Origin of the sequence: Streptomyces ureilyticus (assembly GCF_011045025.1) — a bacterium.
Lineage (GTDB): Bacteria > Actinomycetota > Actinomycetes > Streptomycetales > Streptomycetaceae > Streptomyces > Streptomyces ureilyticus.
Genome location: NZ_JAAKZX010000111.1, coordinates 1 through 19,403, shown reverse-complemented (window position 1 = coordinate 19,403; position 19,403 = coordinate 1). Strand labels below are relative to the sequence as shown.

General features: G+C 69.6%; 12 protein-coding genes, 1 tRNA gene and 1 riboswitch. Of the genes, 7 read left to right on the top strand and 6 right to left on the bottom strand.

Annotation, left to right across the window (positions count from 1 at the left end; genetic code table 11):
* Window positions 1–28: 28 nt before the first annotated feature.
* Window positions 29–1,480 carry a rifampin monooxygenase gene (gene rox / locus G6048_RS28905; protein WP_165342535.1) on the bottom strand — a complete coding sequence of 484 codons (1,452 nt, stop codon included), beginning with the start codon at window positions 1,478–1,480 and terminating at the stop codon, window positions 29–31.
* Window positions 1,481–1,680: 200 nt separating this feature from the next.
* On the opposite strand from rox, the gene G6048_RS28900 reads away from it, so the two are divergent.
* Complete coding sequence (locus G6048_RS28900) at window positions 1,681–2,664, top strand: TIGR01777 family oxidoreductase (protein WP_165342534.1); 984 nt, start codon at window positions 1,681–1,683, stop codon at window positions 2,662–2,664.
* A gap of 39 nt (window positions 2,665–2,703) precedes the next feature.
* Here G6048_RS28900 and G6048_RS28895 read toward each other — a convergent pair whose 3' ends face one another.
* Entirely contained in the window at window positions 2,704–3,333 is a 630-nt protein-coding gene (locus G6048_RS28895) for a GTP cyclohydrolase II (protein ID WP_165342533.1), read from the bottom strand.
* A 405-nt stretch (window positions 3,334–3,738) separates the two neighbouring features.
* Between G6048_RS28895 and G6048_RS28890 the strand changes: the two genes are divergently transcribed.
* The gene (locus tag G6048_RS28890; protein ID WP_235990456.1) at window positions 3,739–4,908 is read left to right on the top strand and encodes a glycosyltransferase; all 1,170 of its coding nucleotides are present in this window, start codon (window positions 3,739–3,741) and stop codon (window positions 4,906–4,908) included.
* A gap of 152 nt (window positions 4,909–5,060) precedes the next feature.
* Window positions 5,061–7,358 carry an RNA polymerase recycling motor ATPase HelR gene (gene helR, locus G6048_RS28885; protein ID WP_165342531.1) on the top strand — a complete coding sequence of 766 codons (2,298 nt, stop codon included), beginning with the start codon at window positions 5,061–5,063 and terminating at the stop codon, window positions 7,356–7,358.
* Window positions 7,359–7,373: 15 nt separating this feature from the next.
* On the opposite strand, the gene G6048_RS28880 is transcribed toward helR, so the two are convergent.
* Window positions 7,374–7,895: a MarR family winged helix-turn-helix transcriptional regulator gene (locus tag G6048_RS28880; protein WP_165342530.1), complete on the bottom strand. Its 522-nt coding sequence runs from the start codon at window positions 7,893–7,895 to the stop codon at window positions 7,374–7,376.
* A 68-nt stretch (window positions 7,896–7,963) separates the two neighbouring features.
* Between G6048_RS28880 and G6048_RS28875 the strand changes: the two genes are divergently transcribed.
* From G6048_RS28875 to G6048_RS28860, 4 genes are all read left to right on the top strand, one after another.
* Window positions 7,964–9,106 (top strand): dihydrofolate reductase family protein, encoded by a 1,143-nt coding sequence (locus G6048_RS28875; RefSeq protein ID WP_165342529.1) that lies wholly within the window; start codon window positions 7,964–7,966, stop codon window positions 9,104–9,106.
* A 104-nt stretch (window positions 9,107–9,210) separates the two neighbouring features.
* Window positions 9,211–9,284: transfer RNA gene (locus G6048_RS28870), tRNA-Met, on the top strand.
* Between the two features lie 154 nt (window positions 9,285–9,438).
* Complete coding sequence (locus G6048_RS28865; protein WP_408056185.1) at window positions 9,439–10,557, top strand: PP2C family protein-serine/threonine phosphatase; 1,119 nt, start codon at window positions 9,439–9,441, stop codon at window positions 10,555–10,557.
* Between the two features lie 270 nt (window positions 10,558–10,827).
* A riboswitch (cyclic di-AMP (ydaO/yuaA leader) is annotated at window positions 10,828–10,984 on the top strand.
* A gap of 10 nt (window positions 10,985–10,994) precedes the next feature.
* Entirely contained in the window at window positions 10,995–12,011 is a 1,017-nt protein-coding gene (locus G6048_RS28860) for a M23 family metallopeptidase (protein WP_165342528.1), read from the top strand.
* Window positions 12,012–12,104: 93 nt separating this feature from the next.
* Here G6048_RS28860 and G6048_RS28855 read toward each other — a convergent pair whose 3' ends face one another.
* The 3 genes from G6048_RS28855 to G6048_RS28845 all read right to left on the bottom strand — a co-directional run bounded on the left by G6048_RS28855 (window position 12,105) and on the right by G6048_RS28845 (window position 19,375).
* Window positions 12,105–13,430: a PrsW family intramembrane metalloprotease gene (locus tag G6048_RS28855; protein WP_165342527.1), complete on the bottom strand. Its 1,326-nt coding sequence runs from the start codon at window positions 13,428–13,430 to the stop codon at window positions 12,105–12,107.
* A gap of 71 nt (window positions 13,431–13,501) precedes the next feature.
* On the bottom strand, window positions 13,502–14,308 hold the full coding sequence (gene trmB / locus G6048_RS28850; protein WP_165342526.1) for a tRNA (guanosine(46)-N7)-methyltransferase TrmB: 807 nt from the start codon (window positions 14,306–14,308) through the stop codon (window positions 13,502–13,504).
* 84 nt (window positions 14,309–14,392) lie between these two features.
* Window positions 14,393–19,375, bottom strand: coding sequence for a non-ribosomal peptide synthetase (locus tag G6048_RS28845; RefSeq protein ID WP_165342525.1), 4,983 nt, complete (start codon window positions 19,373–19,375; stop codon window positions 14,393–14,395).
* Window positions 19,376–19,403 lie beyond the last annotated feature (28 nt).

Sequence of the window (19,403 nt, the reverse complement as noted above, 5' to 3'; positions counted from 1 at the left end):
CTCCGGCCTTCGATCCGCAACCGCCCGCTCAGCCGACCGCCGCGCCGAACCACTTCGCCATCTGACCGGCAAGACCCTCCTGATCCTCACCGACCCACGCCACATGCCCGTCCGGTCGCAGCAGCACCGCGGGTACGTCCGCCGCGTCCAGTTCCTCGCTGACGTCGACGACATGGTCGACCCGGTCGTCCCAGCCCGCCACCGAGAGCCGGCCGCCGGTCTGGTCGAGCAGCAGACCGCGGCCGGTGTGCGTCAGCTCGTAGAGGCGACCCTGCTTCAGGTTCACGTCCCGCAGGCGTCGGCCGAGCAGGTCATGGCCCTCGCCGAAGTCGGTGCCGAAGTCGTAGCGGATCCCGATCGCGGTGATCTTCTCGATCAGGTACCGGTGCACGTCCTCGAAGTCCATCAGTTCCGACACCAGCCGTCGCACTGCCTGGGGCCCCGGCTCGGTGGACATCAGCTCCATCTGCGCCCGGGTGTTGTCCAGCACGGCGGCGGCCACCGGGTGCCGCTCGGTCTCGTAGCTGTCCAGCAGCTCCTCCGGTGCCCGGCCGCCCACCTCGGCGGCGAGTTTCCAGCCGAGGTTGAACGCGTCCTGGATGCCGAGGTTGAGCCCCTGCCCACCGGTCGGCGGGTGGATGTGTGCCGCATCCCCGGCCAGCAGCACCCGCCCGACCCGGTAGCGCTCGGCCTGCCGGGTGGCGTCGCCGAAGCGGGACATCCAGCGCGGTGAATGCACGCCGAAGTCGGTGCCGGCGCACGCCCGCAGCTGCTGCTTGAACTCCTCGAAGGTCGGCGGGACCGCGCGGTCCTTGGCCACTCCCTCGGCAGGCACGATGACGCGGTACACCCCGTCCCCGAGGGGCCCGAGGCCGAACCTCTTCTGGGTCTTGCGGACTTCCCCGACGACGGCGGCGATCGTCTCGGGATCCTCGGTTACCTCCATCTCGCCCAGCAACGTCTCGACACTGCTGGGCTCACCGGGGAAGCCGACGCCGAGCAGCTTGCGCACCGTGCTGCGGCCGCCGTCGCAGCCGACGAGGTAGCGCGAGCGCAGCCGCGTTCCGTCTGCGAGTTCGGCGGTGACGCCGTCCTCGTCCTGGCTCAGCCCGACCAGCTCGCAGCCGCGCCGGATCTCGGCGCCGACCTCGGCGGCGTGCTCGGCCAGCAGGCGATCGGTGGTGGGCTGCGGGATGCCGAGGACGTACGCGTGTGCGCTGTCCAGCCGGACGGGCGAGGGCTTTTCGATCCCGGCGAAGAAACCGCCCACCGGGTACTGCTTGCCGTGTGCGAGGAACCGCTCCAGCAGACCGCGCTGGTCCATCACCTCGATGCTGCGCACATGCAGGCCGAGCGAGCGGACCACCCTGGTCGGCTCTGTCTCCTTCTCCAGCACCACCACGTGCACACCGTGCAGCCGCAACTCACTGGCCAGCATCAAGCCGGTCGGACCGGCGCCGGCAACGATCACGTCGATCATGAAACCCCCCATTTCCGCAGGTCTTGGCCTTGGCCGGGCAATTCTGCGGTACGACGGGGGCCTTGCCGCAAGCCCCCCGGTGGGCTATACGTTGAGAGTGGCAAGGAGCGGATGTGACCCTCCTTGCCTTTCTTTTTGGCACTCTTTTGAACGCGTTCAAATTTCTGCGGTAGGCTCCCCGCATACCTAGGGGGAGCCTGATGAAGATCGTAATACCCGGAGGAACCGGGCAGATCGGGACGATCCTGAACCGCGCTCTGACCGCGGCGGGCCATGACGTCGTGGTCCTGACCAGACGGCCCCGACACAAGGGTGAGATCCACTGGGACGGCGAGACCCTGGGCCCCTGGACCGAGGCGATCAACGGCAGCGACATCGTGATCAACCTGGCCGGACGCAGCGTCAGCTGCCGGTACACCCCGGCCAATCTCCAAGCCATGATGGATTCCCGCGTCAACTCCGCCCGTGTCGTGGGGGAGTCGATCGCCGCCGCCGCTCAACCTCCGCGCGTCTGGCTGCAGATGAGTACGGCCACCATCTACGCCCACCGCTTCGACGCACCCCATGACGAGGCGACCGGCGTGTTCGGCGGCACGGAGCCCGGCGTGCCGGACTACTGGGCGTACAGCGTCGAGATCGCCAAAGCATGGGAGCGGGAGCAGGAACGGGCGGAGACCCCGCACACCCGCAAGGTCGCCCTGCGCACGGCCATGGTGATGAGCCCCGACCACGGAGGCGTTTTCGACGTCCTGCTCCGGCTGGCGCGGCTCGGGCTCGGCGGACCGGTCGCGGGCGGCGCGCAGTACGTGTCCTGGATTCAGGATCGCGATTTCGTGCGCGCCGTCGAGTTTCTGATCGACCGGGACGACCTGGCCGGGCCGGTGAACGTCGCCGCTCCCGATCCTGTGCCGCAGCGCACGTTCATGCGCACGCTGCGCGCCGCGTGGTGCGTTCCCGTGGGCCTGCCCGCCACGAAGTGGATGGCCGAACTCGGCGCGTTCGCGATGCGCTCGGACACCGAACTCCTGCTCAAGAGCCGTCGCGTCGTCCCCGGCCGCCTGCTCGAAGCGGGCTTCGCCTTCGACCACGCCACGTGGCCGGAGGCCGCCGAGGACCTCGTCGGGCGCGTACGCGACGATCGAGCCGCACAAGCCGTACGAAGTGAGTCTTCGGCTCCGCGCTGAAGGTCAGCCTGAAGGTCAAGGCCGACTCGGACGACGGGGTCAGCCCGCGCTGAGTTCCGGCAGCGGCAGCGTGTGCTGGGTCTGGAGGACCTTGGCCCGCAGGTAGCGGACATTGTGCGCCGTCTTGAACACCCCTGTCGGGACCCGGCGTTGAACGTCGACGCCGAGCGTACGGAGCTGTTCCGCCTTGTCCGGGTTGTTGGACAGCAGGTCGAGGGACGAGATGCCCAGGGCGCTCAGCATCTGGGCCGCCGAGGTGTAGTCGCGGGCGTCCTCCGGCAGGCCGAGGGCCGTGTTCGCGGCGTAGGTGTCGAGACCCTGGTCCTGGAGGGCGTACGCGTCGAGCTTGTTGTAGAGGCCGATGCCGCGGCCCTCCTGGCGGAGGTAGAGGAGTACGCCGCCGCGCGTGGCGATCTGCTCGACCGCCTCGCGGAGCTGCGGTCCGCAGTCGCAGCGGGCCGAGCCGAAGACGTCGCCCGTCAGGCACTCGGAGTGGAGACGGACCAACGGGGTCGCCGACGGGGTGCCGAGGACGAGGGCCACGTGCTCCTGGCCGTCGGTCAGCCCGTGGAAGGTGACCACGTCGGCGTCGACGCCGTAGCCGTCGTCGAAACGCAGCGGGACCCGGACGCGTGCGCGCGGGGTGGCGGCGGGGAGCAGTTCGGGCATGCGGGTTCTCCGAGTCCGGGATCCGAGCGGCTTTCGGGTGCAGCTTTCGGTCTGCTTCAGATTTGAAGCAGGAGCCTGGATCGAGACCCTACCTCATGGTTAAAAGTTGAAGCAACAGTTCCGAAACGCGTGCGCGGTGGCCCGAAACGCGTGCGCGGTGGCCCGAAACCCGTACGCGGTGGCCCGAAACGCGTGCGAGGTGGGCGGCAAAAACAAAAGGCAAGGAGGTCACCGACTCCTTGCCACTCTCAACTTATAGCGCACCGGGGGGCTTGCGGCAAGGCCCACGTCGTGCCGCAGAATTGCCCGCCTAAGGCCAGGAAATGGCCAGGACCAGCGAAAACGGGGAGTCGCGAAGTGCGTGTGCTGTTGTCGACGTATGGGTCGCGCGGGGATGTCCAGCCGATGGCGGGACTCGCGGCGCGGATACGAGAACTTGGTGCCGAGGTGCTTGTGTGCGCGCCGGCGGACGAGGAGTTCGCGAAGTTGCTGGCCGGTGTCGGCGTAGAGCTGCTGCCCTTCGGGCCGTCGGCGCGTGCGCTGACGAAGGCGGCGCCGTCGCTGCCCCCGGAGGGCTTGCCCCGGCGCGCGGCCGAGGTGATCGCCGGACTGCTCGACGTGGTCCTCCCGGCGGCCGAGGGCTGTGACGCGCTGGTGTCGACCGGCATGATGCCGGCCGCGGCGGGCGCGCGGTCGGTGGCCGAGAAATTGGGCATCCGCTCCCTGTCCGCGACCTTCCAGCAGATCACCCTGCCGTCGCCGCACCGCCCGCCGCTGGCGTATCCCGGTCGTCCGCTCCCGCCGGAGGTGACCGACAACCGGGCACTGTGGGACCTGGACGCCCAGAGCATCAACGCGCTGTTCGGCGAGGCGCTCAACACCAACCGGGCGTCGATCGGCCTGCCCCCGGTGGACAACGTCCGCGACTACGTCATCGGCGACCAGCCGTGGCTGGCTACGGACCCAGTTCTGGACCCCTGGCAGCAGACGCCGGATCTGGACGTCGTACAGACCGGCGCTTGGATCCTGCCCGACGAACGCCCGCTCCCGGCAGACCTGTTGGGGTTCCTGGATGCGGGCGAACCACCGGTGTACGTGGGCTTCGGCAGCATGCCCATGGGCGGATCGGAGAACACCGCTCAGGTGGCCGTCGAGGCGGTCCGCGCGCAGGGCCGCCGCGTACTCGTCTCCCGCGGTTGGGCCGACCTGGGCCTGATCGACGACGAGGACGACTGCTTCGCCGTCGGTGAGGTCAACCATCAGGCGCTGTTCGGCCGGGTGGCCGCGGTCGTGCACCATGGTGGCGCGGGCACCACGACGACGGCTGCCCGGGCTGGGGCGCCTCAGGTGGTGGTACCCCAGCTCGCGGACCAGCCGTACTGGGCGGGCCGGGTGGCCGAGCTGGGCATCGGAGCGGCACACGATGGTCCGACTCCGACCTTCGAGTCCCTGTCCGCCGCGCTCACCACGGCCCTCACGCCCGAGACCCGCGCACAAGCGACCGCCGTGGCCGGCACGGTCCGCACCGACGGCGCGACGGTCGCCGCGAAGCTGCTGCTCGAAGCGGTCGGCTGAGCAGGGCCTGGCTCGACCGTCCCGTGAACCACGCGGACCGCCGAGCCAGGCCCCGAGAACACGAGAACCCGCACCCACAGGTGCGTCACACCGCTCCAAACGTCTTCCCGCGCGCAACGGTCGCCAGCGACCCCAGATCGGAGCCCATCGCCGTGAACCCCCTGACCACCAGCGCGTTCGACCTCCCCGAAAACCTCTCCTCCAAGGCCGACCCCAAGCTGATCGCCGCCGACGAGCGGCACTTCGCGGCCATCGCGGAGTGCCTTGAGCAGACGATCGCCGAGGTGTCCGACCAACTGGACGCCGAGCGCAGGGCGCCCGGCGGCACCGGCCGGCAGGCGATGGACCGCGACACAGAGATCCACCGGCTGACCGCCCGCCTGCGCACGCTGCGCCGCTTCGGCCTGGACCTGTGCCTCGGCCACATGGTCGCCGACGACGACTCCGAACCCGTATACGTCGGACGACTCGGCCTCACGGACAGTACGGGCCGTCGGCTGCTGGTCGACTGGCGTTCCCCCGCCGCCGAGCCGTTCTTCGGAGCCACCCACGCCAATCCCATGGGTCTGGCGAGCCGTCGCAGGTACCGCTGGACCCGCCCCCACTCTCGGCTTCTCCCCCACTCTCGGCTTCGCTCGAGCGGGGGGACCCCCATGAGCGGGGGGACCCCCATCCGGATCAGCGACTACTGGGACGAGGTGTTCACCGCCGACGGGCTGGAACGGCACGCCGCGCTCGACGACCAGTCCGCCTTCATCGCCAGCCTGGGCACCAATCGTTCACCACGGATGCGCGACGTGCTCGGCACCATCCAGTCCGACCAGGACGCCATCATCCGCGCCGGATCGCGTGGCGCTCTCGTCGTCGACGGCGGTCCGGGTACGGGCAAGACGGTCGTCGCCCTGCACCGTTCCGCCTACCTCCTCTACTCCGACCCCCGCCTCGGACACCGCCGCGGCGGTGTGCTGTTCGTCGGCCCGCACCGGCCGTACCTGGATTACGTCGCCGATGTCCTCCCCAGCCTCGGCGAGGAGGGCGTACAGACCTGCACCCTGCGGGACCTCGTCGACGAGGGAGCCGCGGCAGCGCTCGAGGCCGACCCGGACGTGGCCCGGCTGAAGTCGTCCGCGGACCTGGTGAAGGCGATCGAGACGGCCGTACGGTTCTATGAGGAGCCGCCCGCCAAGGGCATGACGGTCACGACTCACTGGTCCGACGTCTGGCTGAGCGCCGACGACTGGGCGGAAGCGTTCGAAGCGGCGGAACCCGGCACTCCGCACAACGATGGGCGCGCCCAGGTCTGGGACGAACTGCTCACGATCCTCGCGGACAAGCACGACGCCGAGGAGGCCTCACCCGCCCTGCTCCGGAAGTCGCTCAACCAGAACCGAGAACTCCTCGCGGCCTTCAACCACGCATGGCCGCTGCTCGAAGCGGCCGACCTGGTCGGAGACCTGTGGTCGGTCCCCGCCTACCTCCGCAAATGCGCCCCCTGGCTGACCCCCGACGAGGTCAAGAAGCTGCAGCGCAAGGAGGAACCGCAGGCCTGGACGGTGTCCGACCTGCCCCTCCTGGACGCGGCCCGGCAGCGGCTCGGCGACCCGGAGACGGCCCGGCGCAAGCGCCGGCACCAGGCGATCCTCGCCGCCCAGCGCGAGCGCATGGAGCAGGTCGTCGACAACCTGATCGGGGCCGTGGCCAACTCCGGCGCCGACGGCGACGAGGGCATCGGCCTGGTGAGGATGCTGAGCGGCGAGGACGCCAAGGTCAGCCTGGTCGACGAGTCCGAACTGCCCACCCCCGACCCGGACTTGCTCGCCGGCCCGTTCGCCCACATCGTCGTGGACGAGGCCCAGGAACTGACCGACGCCGAATGGCAGATGCTGCTCCTCCGCTGCCCGTCCCGCAGCTTCACCATCGTCGGCGACCGCGCCCAGGCCAGGCACGGCTTCACGGAGTCATGGCAGGAACGGCTGGCGCGGATCGGCTTCGACCGGATCAACCTGGCCTCGCTGAGCATCAACTACCGCACACCGGAAGAAATCATGGCGGAAGCCGAGCCGGTCATCCGCGCCGCCCTCCCGGACGCCAACGTGCCGACCTCCATCCGCAGCGGCGGCGTCCCCGTCGTCCACGGATCAGCTTCCGAACTGGACTCGACCCTCGACACCTGGCTTGCCACAAACACCGACGGGACCGCCTGCGTCATCGCCGCCCCCACATCCCGTACGACATCCCGATCCAGTACGACATCCCCGGCGACGCCCCGATCCCACACGAGGTCGTCCCGCGTCCGCTCCCTGACCCCGGAGCTCTCGAAGGGACTCGAGTTCGACCTGGTCGTCCTGATCGACCCGGAGCATTTCGGTGAGGGCATCGAAGGAGCGGTCGACCACTATGTCGCGATGACCCGGGCGACCCAGCAACTCGTCATCCTCACGACCACCTGACGCCCGCACTGGTATCTACGAGCACTGCTGGCTGGACGACCGCCGCCGCCACGGCAGGTCGTCCGACGCGGCGGCCTTCTCGCCGTCCCCCTGGAGCGCCGACGCGACCCCCGTGAAGATCTCTTCCAACTGCCCCACCTGCTCCTCGGTGAGGTGCTCGAACAGCGCGGTGCGCACCATCTCGACATGCCCCGGCGCCGCCCGCTCCAGCACCGCCATTCCCTCGTCGGTCAGGATCGCGAGGCTGCCGCGCTTGTCCATCTGGCAGTCTTCGCGGCGTACGAGACCGTCCTTCTCCAGGCGGGTCACGGCGTACGTCAGCCGGCTGCGGGTGATCTTCAACGCCTTGGCGAGATCCGTCATCCGCAGGGTGCGCTGCGGAGTCTCGGAGAGGGCGGACAGGATCGTGTAGTACAGGTGCGGCATACCGGCCTCCTGCTGGAGCTGCCGGTCGAGCGCGTCCTCCAGAAGGTAGGAGGCGGCGATGTACGCGCGCCAGGCGCGTTGCTCCTCGGGGGTGAGCCAGCGGGTCGTCATGCCACCATTGTAGGTACTGTTTAAAAATTGAACCACCATCGGTCCAGCACGAGCGGAGAGTACGCCCCATGCCCCACCCCTACGTCCTGTTGTCCGCCGCCGTCTCCCTCGACGGCTACCTGGACGACACCGGCCCCGAACGGCTGCGGCTCTCCGGCCCGGCCGACTTCGACCGGGTCGACGAGGTGCGGGCCCACTCCGACGCGATCCTGGTCGGCGCGGGCACCCTGCGCGCCGACAACCCCCGCCTCCTGGTCAACTCCGCCGAGCGGCGCGCGGCCAGGGTCGCGGAAGGCCGCCCGGAGTACCCGCTGAAGGTCACCGTCAGCGGCGGCGGCGACCTGGACCCGGCCCTCAACTTCTGGTCCACGGGCGGCGAGAAGGTCGTGTACACGACGGACAAGGGCGCCCCGAAAGCCACCGCGGCCCTCCGCGGCCTGGGCGTCGACGTCGTCCCCGTCGGGGCGGAGCTCAACTGGCCGGCCGTACTTGAGCACCTTCACGACGTACGAGGCGTACGGCGGCTCATGGTCGAAGGCGGCGGGCGCGTGCACACCCAGCTGCTCCAGGAGGGCCTCGCGGACGAGCTGCAGCTCGCTCTCGCACCCCTCCTCGTGGGGCAGCCGGACGCGCCCCGGATGTTCGGACCCGGCGGCTACCCGGGCGGGGTGCGCAACAGGATGCGGCTCGCGGAGACCCGGCCGGTGGGCGATGTGGTGCTCATGCGGTACGTGCCCACGGCGCCCGGAGCGGGCGGGATCGCTTCCGCGGCGGACCGGCACTGGCTGGAGATCGCCTGCGAGCTCGCCGCCCAGTGCCCGCCCTCGCGGACCGCGTTCAGCGTCGGCGCGGTCGTCGTCGCGGCGGACGGCACGGAACTGGCCCGCGGCTACTCCCGCGAGTCCGACCCGGTCTCGCACGCCGAGGAGGCCGCGCTCGCCAAGCTCGACCCGGCCGACCCGCGCCTGCCCTCCGCCACCGTCTACAGCAGTCTCGAACCCTGCGCCCGCCGCGCCTCCCGGCCCGCCCCCTGCGCCCGGCTCATCCTCGACGCCGGAGTACGCCGCGTGGTCACGGCCTGGCGCGAGCCGGACACGTTCGTCCGGTCCGCGGACGGCAGCGGTCTGCTGGCCGCCGAGGGCGCCGAGGTCGTCGTACTCCCGGAATACGCGGAACGGGCCGCCGAGCCCAACCGTCATCTGCTCGGTTGAGGCAACCGCCACTGCTCGGTCAAGTGCAGGGCGATCGGTTAAGGGCGGGCGGCGAAAACGCGTGTGCTGAGCGTCCCGCGGATGGCGTACACTGGTCTTACCGACGCGGGGTGGAGCAGCTCGGTAGCTCGCTGGGCTCATAACCCAGAGGTCGCAGGTTCAAATCCTGTCCCCGCTACTGAACACTCAGGGCCGGAACCTACGGGTTCCGGCCCTGAGTGCTTTTTCGGGGTTCCCGCCGGTCCTGTCCCGATGGCCCGCTCACCCACTCGGCCCGCACAGGTCGCCCCCCGACCGCCCGCCGGGAAACCTGGACGGAGCGCGGTGACGCGGTGAAGGGCGGGAGACCAGTGGCGGGGCCCGGAGAAGTGGAGACCGGCGGACGGAGCGTCGCGCACCTCCGGACCCTCATCCAGGCACTTCCGGTACTGCTGATCATCGCGGGCGTCTGCTACGACCTCCTCACCCCGCCCCCCTTCACCGCGGTGCCCTTTTTCACGGTCGCCCCGCTCGTCGCCGCACCCCTCTCCACCTTCGCCAACACGCTGCGTACGGGAGTCGTGTCCGTCGCCGCGCTGTCCCTGCTGCACATCAGGGGCGACTTCGACGTGGGCGCCGCCACAGAGGTGGCCACCGCGGCCGCGGTGGCCGTGCTGGCCCTCGTCATCAACCGCCTCGTACGCCGCAGTGACCAACGTCTCGCCTCCGCCCGCGAGATCGCGGAGGCGGCCCAGCGCGCCGTACTGCCCGAACCGGCCGAACGGATCGGCGGGCTCGACGTCGCGGCGCGATACGAGGCGGCGCAGGCGGACGCGTTCATCGGGGGCGACCTGTACGCCGTGCAGGACACCCCGCACGGCGTACGGCTCGTCGTCGGCGACGTACGCGGGAAGGGCATGGGTGCGGTGGCGGCTGTGGCCGTGCTCATCGGGGCCTTCCGGGAGGCCGCCGAGCAGGAGGCGACCCTGGAGGCGGTGGCGCAGCGACTGGAGCGGGCGCTGGTGCGGGAGGCCGCCCGGCGCGGCAGCATCGAGATCTTCGAGGGCTTCACCACCGCCGTACTCGCCGAGATCCCGCACGCCGACGCCGTCGTACGCCTCGTCCACCGGGGGCACCCGGGGCCGCTCCTGCTGTACTGCGACGGCTCGCTGGACACGCTGAAGGCCGAGGACCCGGCACTGCCGCTCGGGATGGGCGAGTTGGGCCCGTGGCCCGACCGGTCGCAGGAGGTCCCGTTCCCCGGCGGAGCCACCCTGCTCTTCTACACGGACGGGGTGACCGAGGCCCGGGACCGGCACGGCGTCTTCTTCGACCCGGCGGACTGCCTCGCCGGCCGGACCTTCCGCGGCCCCCGGGCGCTGCTCGCCACGCTCGTGGAGGAAGTCGTACGGCACACGGGAGTCGGCGGCGCGACGGACGACATGGCGCTGCTGGCGGTCCGGAGACCGTGAGGCCGACGCATGATGCCGGAAGCGGCTTCGTATCACCTTCCGTAGTCGGACGAACCCACTCCGCATAACAACTGAAACATTGTCAACAGCAGTCACAGCAGTGAATTGGACCGGAGTCACGATCAACTCGCCCGATTCATCCCACTGATGACCTGAAAGTCCAGGCCAAGACTGCCAACGAATCTCCAGAACAGCTTGGAATCCAGGGCCTGCCTCTATTAACGTTCGATAACGCAGCGCGGTCGTCCCAGCCGACACAAGAGTCGGCTCCGTGCGCACGCGCCGAATCCCGCAAGGGAACCGGGGAACCACCAATTTGGGGTGAATCGGGCGTTGTTCCCGGTGGAGACACCGTGAGCAACGCGCGTAGGAGACCTTCCTGCTCCGAACCCGTCAGCTAACCCGGTAGGCGGAAGGAAGGAAAGGAGTGCGCCTACGTGGCGTCCAACCGGCCTGCCCCCCAGACTTCGTTCGCGCCGAATGAGGAGCCCGACACATTCGGCTACGGCAAACGCCAGGACGAGGAGACCTGGGAGGAGTGGAACCCCTCTGAGGATTCCCTCAAGCCCGTACGCGGCAGGCACCGCGTCGGCAAGCAGCGCGGCGGAGGCCTCGCACGCAGCTCCACGGTTCTCGGCGTCGGCGTCATCGCCGCCGTCAGCGCGGGCGGCATGGCCAGCGCGAACACCGGCAAGCCGCCGGTCTCGATCACTCTGCCCGACCTTCCGCTGATCTCGGGCGACGACGCCGAGGACGAGGCCGGTTCCACGACTCCGCTCACCCAGGCCGGCCTGACCACGGCGGACGCCGAGCAGGGCAACTCCGACGCGGGCGAGGCCCTGCGCGCCCGCATCATCCTCCAGGCTGAGCGCCAGCAGGACCAGGTCGACCAGGAGGCTAGGCAGGCCGCCGCCACCGCCGCCGCAAAGAAGGCCGCCACGCAGGCCGCCAAGGAGCGGGAAGAGGCCAAGGCCAAGGCCGAAGCCGCCAAGGAGAAGGCGGCGGAGGAGGCCCGGCAGAAGGCCGAGGCGGAGCGCCTCGCCGAGCTCGCCAGGAGCTTCGCGCTGCCGACGTCCTCGTACACCATCACCTCGACCTTCGGGCAGTCCGGCGCGCTGTGGTCCTCCGGGACCCACACCGGGCTGGACTTCGCCGCTCCCTCGGGTACGCCGCTCAAGGCCGTCCACAGCGGCACCATCACCGAGGCCGGCTGGAACGGCTCGTACGGCTACCTCACGAAGCTCAAGCTCGACGACGGCACGGAGGTCTGGTACGCCCACCAGTCCTCGATCAGCGTCAGCGTCGGCCAGAAGGTCAGCACGGGCGAGGTCATCGGCCGCGTCGGCGCGACCGGCAACGTCACCGGCGCGCACCTCCACATGGAGGTCAAGACGTCGGGCGGCGACGGGATCGACCCGATGGCCTGGCTGCGGAGCAAGGGGCTCAACCCGTAAACCCGTAGGTCAGCCTTCGACGCCATCCGCTTTCGGACGAGAAGCGGGTGGCGTCTTGCTTTCGCCTGAACGGCCTCGGGGGCCACTTGCCGCTTAGGTCCGGTAGGGGTTGTAAGCCGGGTCGTACGCCGGGTAGGGCGACGCCTGCCCGTACGCGTTCCCGTACGTGGGCCACGGCGGCGGCATCGGAGGCGGAGCCGTGACCCGGGCCGCGTACGCCAGCGCGGGGCGGGCCAGTTCGCGGCGGGCCCAGAGCTCGTGGAGCAACTCCCGTTCCCGTACGACGAAATCGGTGCTCGCACGGCCGCGGCGCCCCCGGTGGCGGAGGAAGGCGAGAGAGGTCGCGTACGCCTCGTACTCCGCGACCGCCCGCCCCGCCGTCCGCCCGCCGTGATGCGTGGCGTACTCGCGGGCCAGTCGCCGCGCCTTCATCGAGCCGAGGACGAACGGCTCGGGAACGGTCAGCCAGCCCGCCATGGCGTACGCGGGCAGTTCGGTGCGGATCGTGCCGAGTTCGCGCTGCCGGGTCCAGATGGCCAGCCAGGTCAGCAGGCCGAACGCGGGCACCATGAACGCCGCGTACACCGCGAAGAAGCCGTACGTGCCGAAGGCCGACGAGCCGTTCCAGAGGGCGTGCATGCCCATCGCCAGCAGCAGGCCCGTGAAGGGCAGCAGTACGCGTCGTATGTGCTGGCGGTCCGCGGAGAGGGCGGCGATGCCGAAGCCGATGCCGGTGAGCACGGTGAACAATGGGTGCGCGAAGGGCGACATGATCACGCGTACGAAGAAGGTGGCGGCCGTGACGGAGGCGATGCCGTCCTCGCCGCTCAGTTGGTCGGTGCCGAAGGCGGTGCCGAGGTAGAGGATGTTCTCGGTGAACGCGAAGCCGGTCGCGGTGACCCCGGCTATCACCACGCCGTCGACGATCCCGGTGAAGTCCCGTCTGCGGAACAGGAAGACGAGTAAGACGGCGGCGGCCTTCGCGCTCTCCTCCACGACGGGCGCTATGACGGTCGCGCCGATCGTGTCGGCGCTGGAGGGGTCCGCGGTGGCCGTGGCTATCCAACGCGTCGCGAAACTGTTCGCGACGATCGCGATCAGCGCCGCCGCGCAGGCGCCCCAGGCGAACGCGAACGTCAGGTTCCGCCAGGGCCCCGGCTCGACCCGGTCCAGCCAGCGGAACGCGGCGATCAGCAATGGGACGGGCAGCACGGCGAGGCCGAGGCCCACCAAAAAGCCCTCGGTGCCGGTCTGTTCGCGGACCAGGGCCAGGATGACGAGACCGGAGAGGGCGAGCAGGGTGATCAGCGCGCCGTAACGCACCCACCTGCGGCGCCACCAGTGCGTATGCCGCCGGGTGCCTCCGGCGGGGGCGCCGGGAGGCGGGGGGTACGCCGGATACGGGGGACTGGTGGCCACAACATCGACCCTAACCAGGGAGGGGGTGGGCACGCGACGGTACGTTTGCGCCCCGCTGGGTTCGGGATGGCTTATGGGGTGCTGCTCGGGGTGCGGTGCGGCACGCGGTGGAACAACAGGTCGTGCACCACATGGCCCTTGTCCAGGCCCTGGCTCTCGAAACGGGTCAGCGGCCGGAAGTCCGGGCGGGGCGCGTAGCCGCCGTCCGGCTGGGAGTTCTCGAAGTCCGGGTGCGCGCTGAGGACTTCGAGCATCACCTCGGCGTACGGCTCCCAGTCCGTGGCACAGTGCAGCAGCGCGCCGGGCTTGAGGCGGGACGCGGCGAGGGTGAGGAAGTCCGGCTGGATCAGGCGGCGCTTGTGGTGGCGCTTCTTGGGCCAGGGGTCCGGGAAGTACACGCGCAGTCCGCTGAGGGAGTCCGGCCGGAGCATCTCCTTGAGCAGGATGATCGCGTCGCCATTGGCGACCCGGATGTTGGACAGGCTGTTCCGGTCCGCGAGATTGAGCAGGTTCCCCTGGCCGGGAGTGTGCACATCGACGGCGAGGACGTTGGTCTCGGGATCATCGGAGGCCATCTGCGCGGTGGCCTCGCCCATCCCGAACCCGATCTCCAGCACGACGGGCTTGTCGTTCCCGAACAGGTCGTCGAGGTCGATCTTCCGCCGGCCATCGATATCCAGCCCCCACTTGGGCCACAGCCGCTGCAAGGCGTCCGCCTGCCCATGGGTGACTCGGCTCCGGCGCGGCTGGAAGCTGCGGATCCGCCGCTCGAAGTGGGAGCCGGCGGGGTCGGCGCGGGGCCCGTCGGGGAAGCGGGGTTCGCCTTTGGCACGGGGGCGGGAGCGGCGCGGCTCTTCGGTGTTTTGACGCTCAGACACAGTGGGTTTGATTCTACGGAGTGGGTTGGTGTGGGTTCCTGGTGGCTGGTGAGCATGGTGGCTGGCGGTTCGGGGAGCGCCCCTTCAGGGGCGCGGGGCTGTGACATATGCGGCTCCGCCGCGGGGCGCGACCAGCCACGACGCAACCGCAGCCGCGACACGAAGTGTCACCCCATCCAACGCCAACTCCTGCTGCACCTGCTCCTGCTGCTGTTCGCCGGAGCTTTCGCACAACAGGTGCGCCCGCAACGGCAGGTCCACCACCACATCGAATCCCTGTGCCGCCGCACGCGCCACGGCCTGCCGCATCCCCCCGGCCTCGACCTGCTCCACCAGCAGCCGGGGCCTGGCCTCACCCGCGGGCACCACATGCTGCCAGGGACGCCCGTCCTGCCCCGGGAACAACGTCCGCAACGCCTCGTGCCGCTCCACCACATCACCCAGCGCCGCCTCCAGCGCCCGCCGGTCCAACACCCCCGTGAACCGCAACGCCACCGGCACGTTGTACGTCGCCCCGCCCCCCTCCAGCTGATTCAGAAACCACAACCGACGCTGACCGAACGACAACGGCACCCGCCGCGGCCGCTCCACCCGCTCCAACGCCGGACGCACCACCCCATCCCCCACACACTCCGCCAGCCCCGCCACCGTCGGAGCCTCGAACAGATCCCTGATCGACAACTCCACCCCCAACACCGACCGCACCCGGCTGATCAACCGCGTCGCCAGCAGCGAATGCCCGCCCAACGCGAAGAAACTGTCATCAATACCGACCTCCGCCACCCCCAGCACCTGAGCGAACAGCCCGCACAACACCTCCTCCCGCCCCGTACGCGGACCACGCCCCGACACCAACCCCGACACATCCGGCACCGGCAACGCGGCCCGGTCCAGCTTCCCGTTCACCGTCAACGGCAGACCCTCGAGGGCGACCAGGACCGAGGGCACCATGTACTGCGGCAACCGCCCCCGCAGGCCTTCCCGCACCGCAGCAACATCCAACCCACCCGCAGCGACACCCGGCTCCGCAACGACACCCGGCTCCGCAACGACGTAACCCACCAGCCGCTTGTCACCCGGCCGGTCCTCCCGCACCACCACCGCCGCCTGAGCCACACCGGGCTGCTCGGCCAGGACTGCTTCGACCTCCCCAGTCTCGATCCGGAAACCACGGACCTTGACCTGATCGTCCGCACGCCCGACGAACTCCAACTGCCCGTCCGCACCCCACCGCACCAGATCCCCCGTGCGATACAACCGCCCACCCGCCGCACCGAACGGATCCGCCACGAACCGGCCCGCCGTCAGACCCGCACGCTTCAGATACCCCCGCGTTACCAGAGCGCCGCCGATATACAGCTCACCCACCGCACCCGGCGCCACTGGTTCAAGGCCGCCGCCCAGGACATACATACGGGTGTTCCACGCGGGTCGGCCCAGTGACACCACGCCCGCCTTGACTTGATCCTGAGGCGCAATGCGGTACTCCATACAACCGACAGTCGTCTCGGTCGGGCCGTACTCATTCATCACCGTGGTCTCGGGATGACCACGGCGCCATTCCTCAAGTGCTTCACCCAGCAGCGCCTCGCCACCCAACACCAGCTCACTCAGTTGCGAGCCCACCTCGGGTCGGCTGTCCAGCAGCGTCAGGTAACTCGGCGTCGCCTTCAGGAACGTCGGCTCGCAGAGCGGTGCCTCAGCCACCTCTTCCAGCTCGGCTATATAGACACAACCGCCATGGAGCAATGGCGCGTAGAGGGCTGTGACTGTCAGGTCGAACGACAGCGGCGAGTGCAGCAGTGCCGCTCCGCGCACTCCCGGATACGTCTCCGCCGCCCAACTCAGATAGGCAACGAGCGACCGATGCTCGACGACAACGCCCTTTGGCCTACCGGTCGATCCCGACGTGTAGATGACATACGCCGGATCCACCGCCGACCCTGGGCGTGCAAGGTTGCTGTCAGCCTGTCCGTCGTGGAGCCCGACCTCATCGGTGAACACGCACTGCGCAGTGTCCTGAATCGGCAGCTCCGAGGCCGACTCGACCGTGGTCACTACCACCTCGGGACCGGCATCCCGGAGCATGAACGCGACCCGCTCGCTGGGATGATCCAGGTCGATGGGCAGGTAGGCACCGCCGGCCTTGAGGACCGCGAGGACCGCCACGACCATGTCCGCCGACCGCGGCAGCGCCAGCCCGACCAGACGTTCCGGACCCACACCCCGCTTCACCAACACCCGCGCCAACCGGTTCGCCCGGGCATTCAACTCCCTGTAACTCAGACGGGCATCGCCGCAGACCACCGCGACCGCGTCCGGGGTTCGCGCTGCCTGGACCTCGAACAACTCGGACACCGTGCCATCCGGCACCGCACGAGTCGTATCGTTGAACTCGACCAGCAGCCGCTCCCGTTCACCGGCAACCAGCGCATCGACGGCAGCAACCCGCTGATCAGGATCGTCCAGCATCGTGTGGAGCAAGTGCTTCAATCGGCTCAGCATCGTCTCAGCCGCCGATGTGTCAAACAGCTCGCTGTCGTACCGAAGCTGCAACCCCAACTTGTCACCCGGCAACACGCCGAGCTTCAAGGGATAGTGGTCGCCGTCGTAGCCTTCGATGCCGGTGATCGTCAGCCCTCCGGGCAGGTCAGCACTGTCGACGGCGACGGGGTAGTTCTCGAACACGTAGAGGGTGTCGAAGAGTTCACCCTGGCCGGCCCCACGCTGGATGTCGGTCAGGCCCAGGTACTGGTGGTCGCTGAGCCGGGACTGCTCCTGCTGCACCCGGCCCATCAACTCGGTCAGCGTCAGCGACGGGGAACAGGAAACCCTGACCGGAACGGTGTTGATGAACAGGCCGACCATCTGCTCGATACCGGGAATCTCCGCAGGCCGTCCCGACACCGTCATACCGAAGACGACATCGTCCCTGCCCGTCAGCCGGGCCAGCAACAACGCCCACGCGCTCTGCAGCACCGTGTTCACCGTCAGCCCATGCCGACGCGCCAACTGCCTTATCGCTGAATCAGCTTCGCCGGACAGCTGAACCACGGTCTCCTCACGCGTGCCGGCTTGTGAGCGGTGGCCGGCGGGGGCGAGCCTCGTCGGCTCCGCCCCGGCCAGCACCTCACGCCAGACCTCTTCGGCCTGGGTACGGTCCTGCCGTGCCAGCCAGGCCGGATACGGCCGGTAAGGCACCGGCGCGGGCAGCGCACTGTCGTCCCCGCCTTGCCCATACAGCTCGAACAGCTCCCGCACAACCAGCGGACTCGACCAGCCGTCCAGCAGAATGTGATGGTTCATGATCACGAGCTTGTGCCGGTCGGGGGCGAGGCGGATCACCAGGAAGCGCATCAGCGGCGCGCTGGCCATGTCGAAACGGGCAGCCCGTTCCTCCTCCAGCAGCCGCGCCACCCGCTCACCCTGCCCGGCCCCGGAGAAGCCACTCAGATCGACCTCACGCCACGGCAGCACCGGATTGCCGGTGATCACCTGGACCGGCTCGCCCCCACCGCCGGCCTGCCGGAAACACGCCCGCAAACTGGCATGCCGGCCCACCAGCACCTCCGCCGAACGCCGCAGCACCCCCGCATCCAAGGCGCCCGCCAGGTCCAGCACCAGCTGGACGTTGTAGATGTCGGCGGTGTCCTCGTCGAACAGCGCGTGGAACAACAGCCCTTCCTGCAACGGCGACAGCGGCAGCACATCCTCGACCACCATCCCCTCACCGGCCCACCCATCGAGCTGCTCCTGCTCAAGAGAGACCAGGGGGAAGTCGGAGGGGGAATGCCCGCCGGCCTCCGGCAGGGCCGCATGCCCCGCCAGAACCTCCAGCATCCGAACCCACAGATCAGCCAGCTCCTGCACCTGCTCCTGGTCCAGGACTCCCTGCGGCCAGGACCATGCCGCATCCAGACGCACGTCCTCACCACCGCCATGCGCGATCGCGTTGATCTCCAGACAGTGAGACATCCCCATGCCCGGATCAGCCCCGACGGGTACGCCGACGGTGGTGCCGGTGCCGGTGTCGGCGGGGCTGTCGCTGGTGTCGAAGCGGCCGAGGTAGTTGAAGGCGATCTGGGGCCGGTCATAGCCGGCCAGGACCGGGGCGGTGCCGGGATTCAGGTAGCGCAGCAGCCCGTACCCGAACCCGTCATCGGGCAGCGCGTTCATCTGCTCCTTGACCCGCTTGACCACCCTGCCCAACGCCGCACCACCCGCCCACACCTCATCCCAGTCCACCTCACCCACATCCAGCCGGACCGGGAAAATCGTCGTGAACCAGCCCACCGTCCGGGACAGATCCACCCCCTCCACATCCACCCGCCCATGCCCCTCCACATCCACCAGCACATCCCCACGACCCCACCCACCGGGCTGATCATGCTGGTGGTGCTGGTGGCGCCAGGCGGTCACCGCGAGCGCCAGCGCCGTCAGCAGCACATCATCAGCACCCGCATGAAACAACGCCGGCACCCGCGTCAGGACCGCCTCACTCACCCCGGCCGGCACCGACACCGACACCACACCCGCACCACCAACCGTGTCCCGCACCGGATCCAGCGCACGCCGCCCCAGCAGCACCTCCCGCCCCGGACCCTCCAACACCCCACACCACAAAGGAAGTTCCTCCGCCCGGGCCTCCGCCAGAACCGGGAGCATCCCCGCCCACCGGCGGAACGACGTACCCACCCCATCCAGCACCGGCCTCTCACCCGCCACCACAGCCGCCCACGCCGCCGCCAGATCCGGCAGCAGAATCCGCCACGACACCCCATCCACCGCCAGATGATGCACCACCAGCACCAACCACCCCACACCCGAACCCGCCGCACCCGAACCCGCCGAACCCGCCGCACCCGAACCCGCCGGGCCCGAACCCGAACCCGCCGAACCCGCCGGGCCCGGGTCGAACCACACCGCCTGCCACACCCTCCCCGCACCCGGCGCCAGACGACACCGCGCCGCCTCCCCCGCCACCGACGCCACCCGCGCCAACTCCTCACCCTCCACACCCGCCACATCCACCCGCACCACACACTCCTCCACCGGCACCGACCCCACCGGCAACACCTCCAACCCCCAACCACCA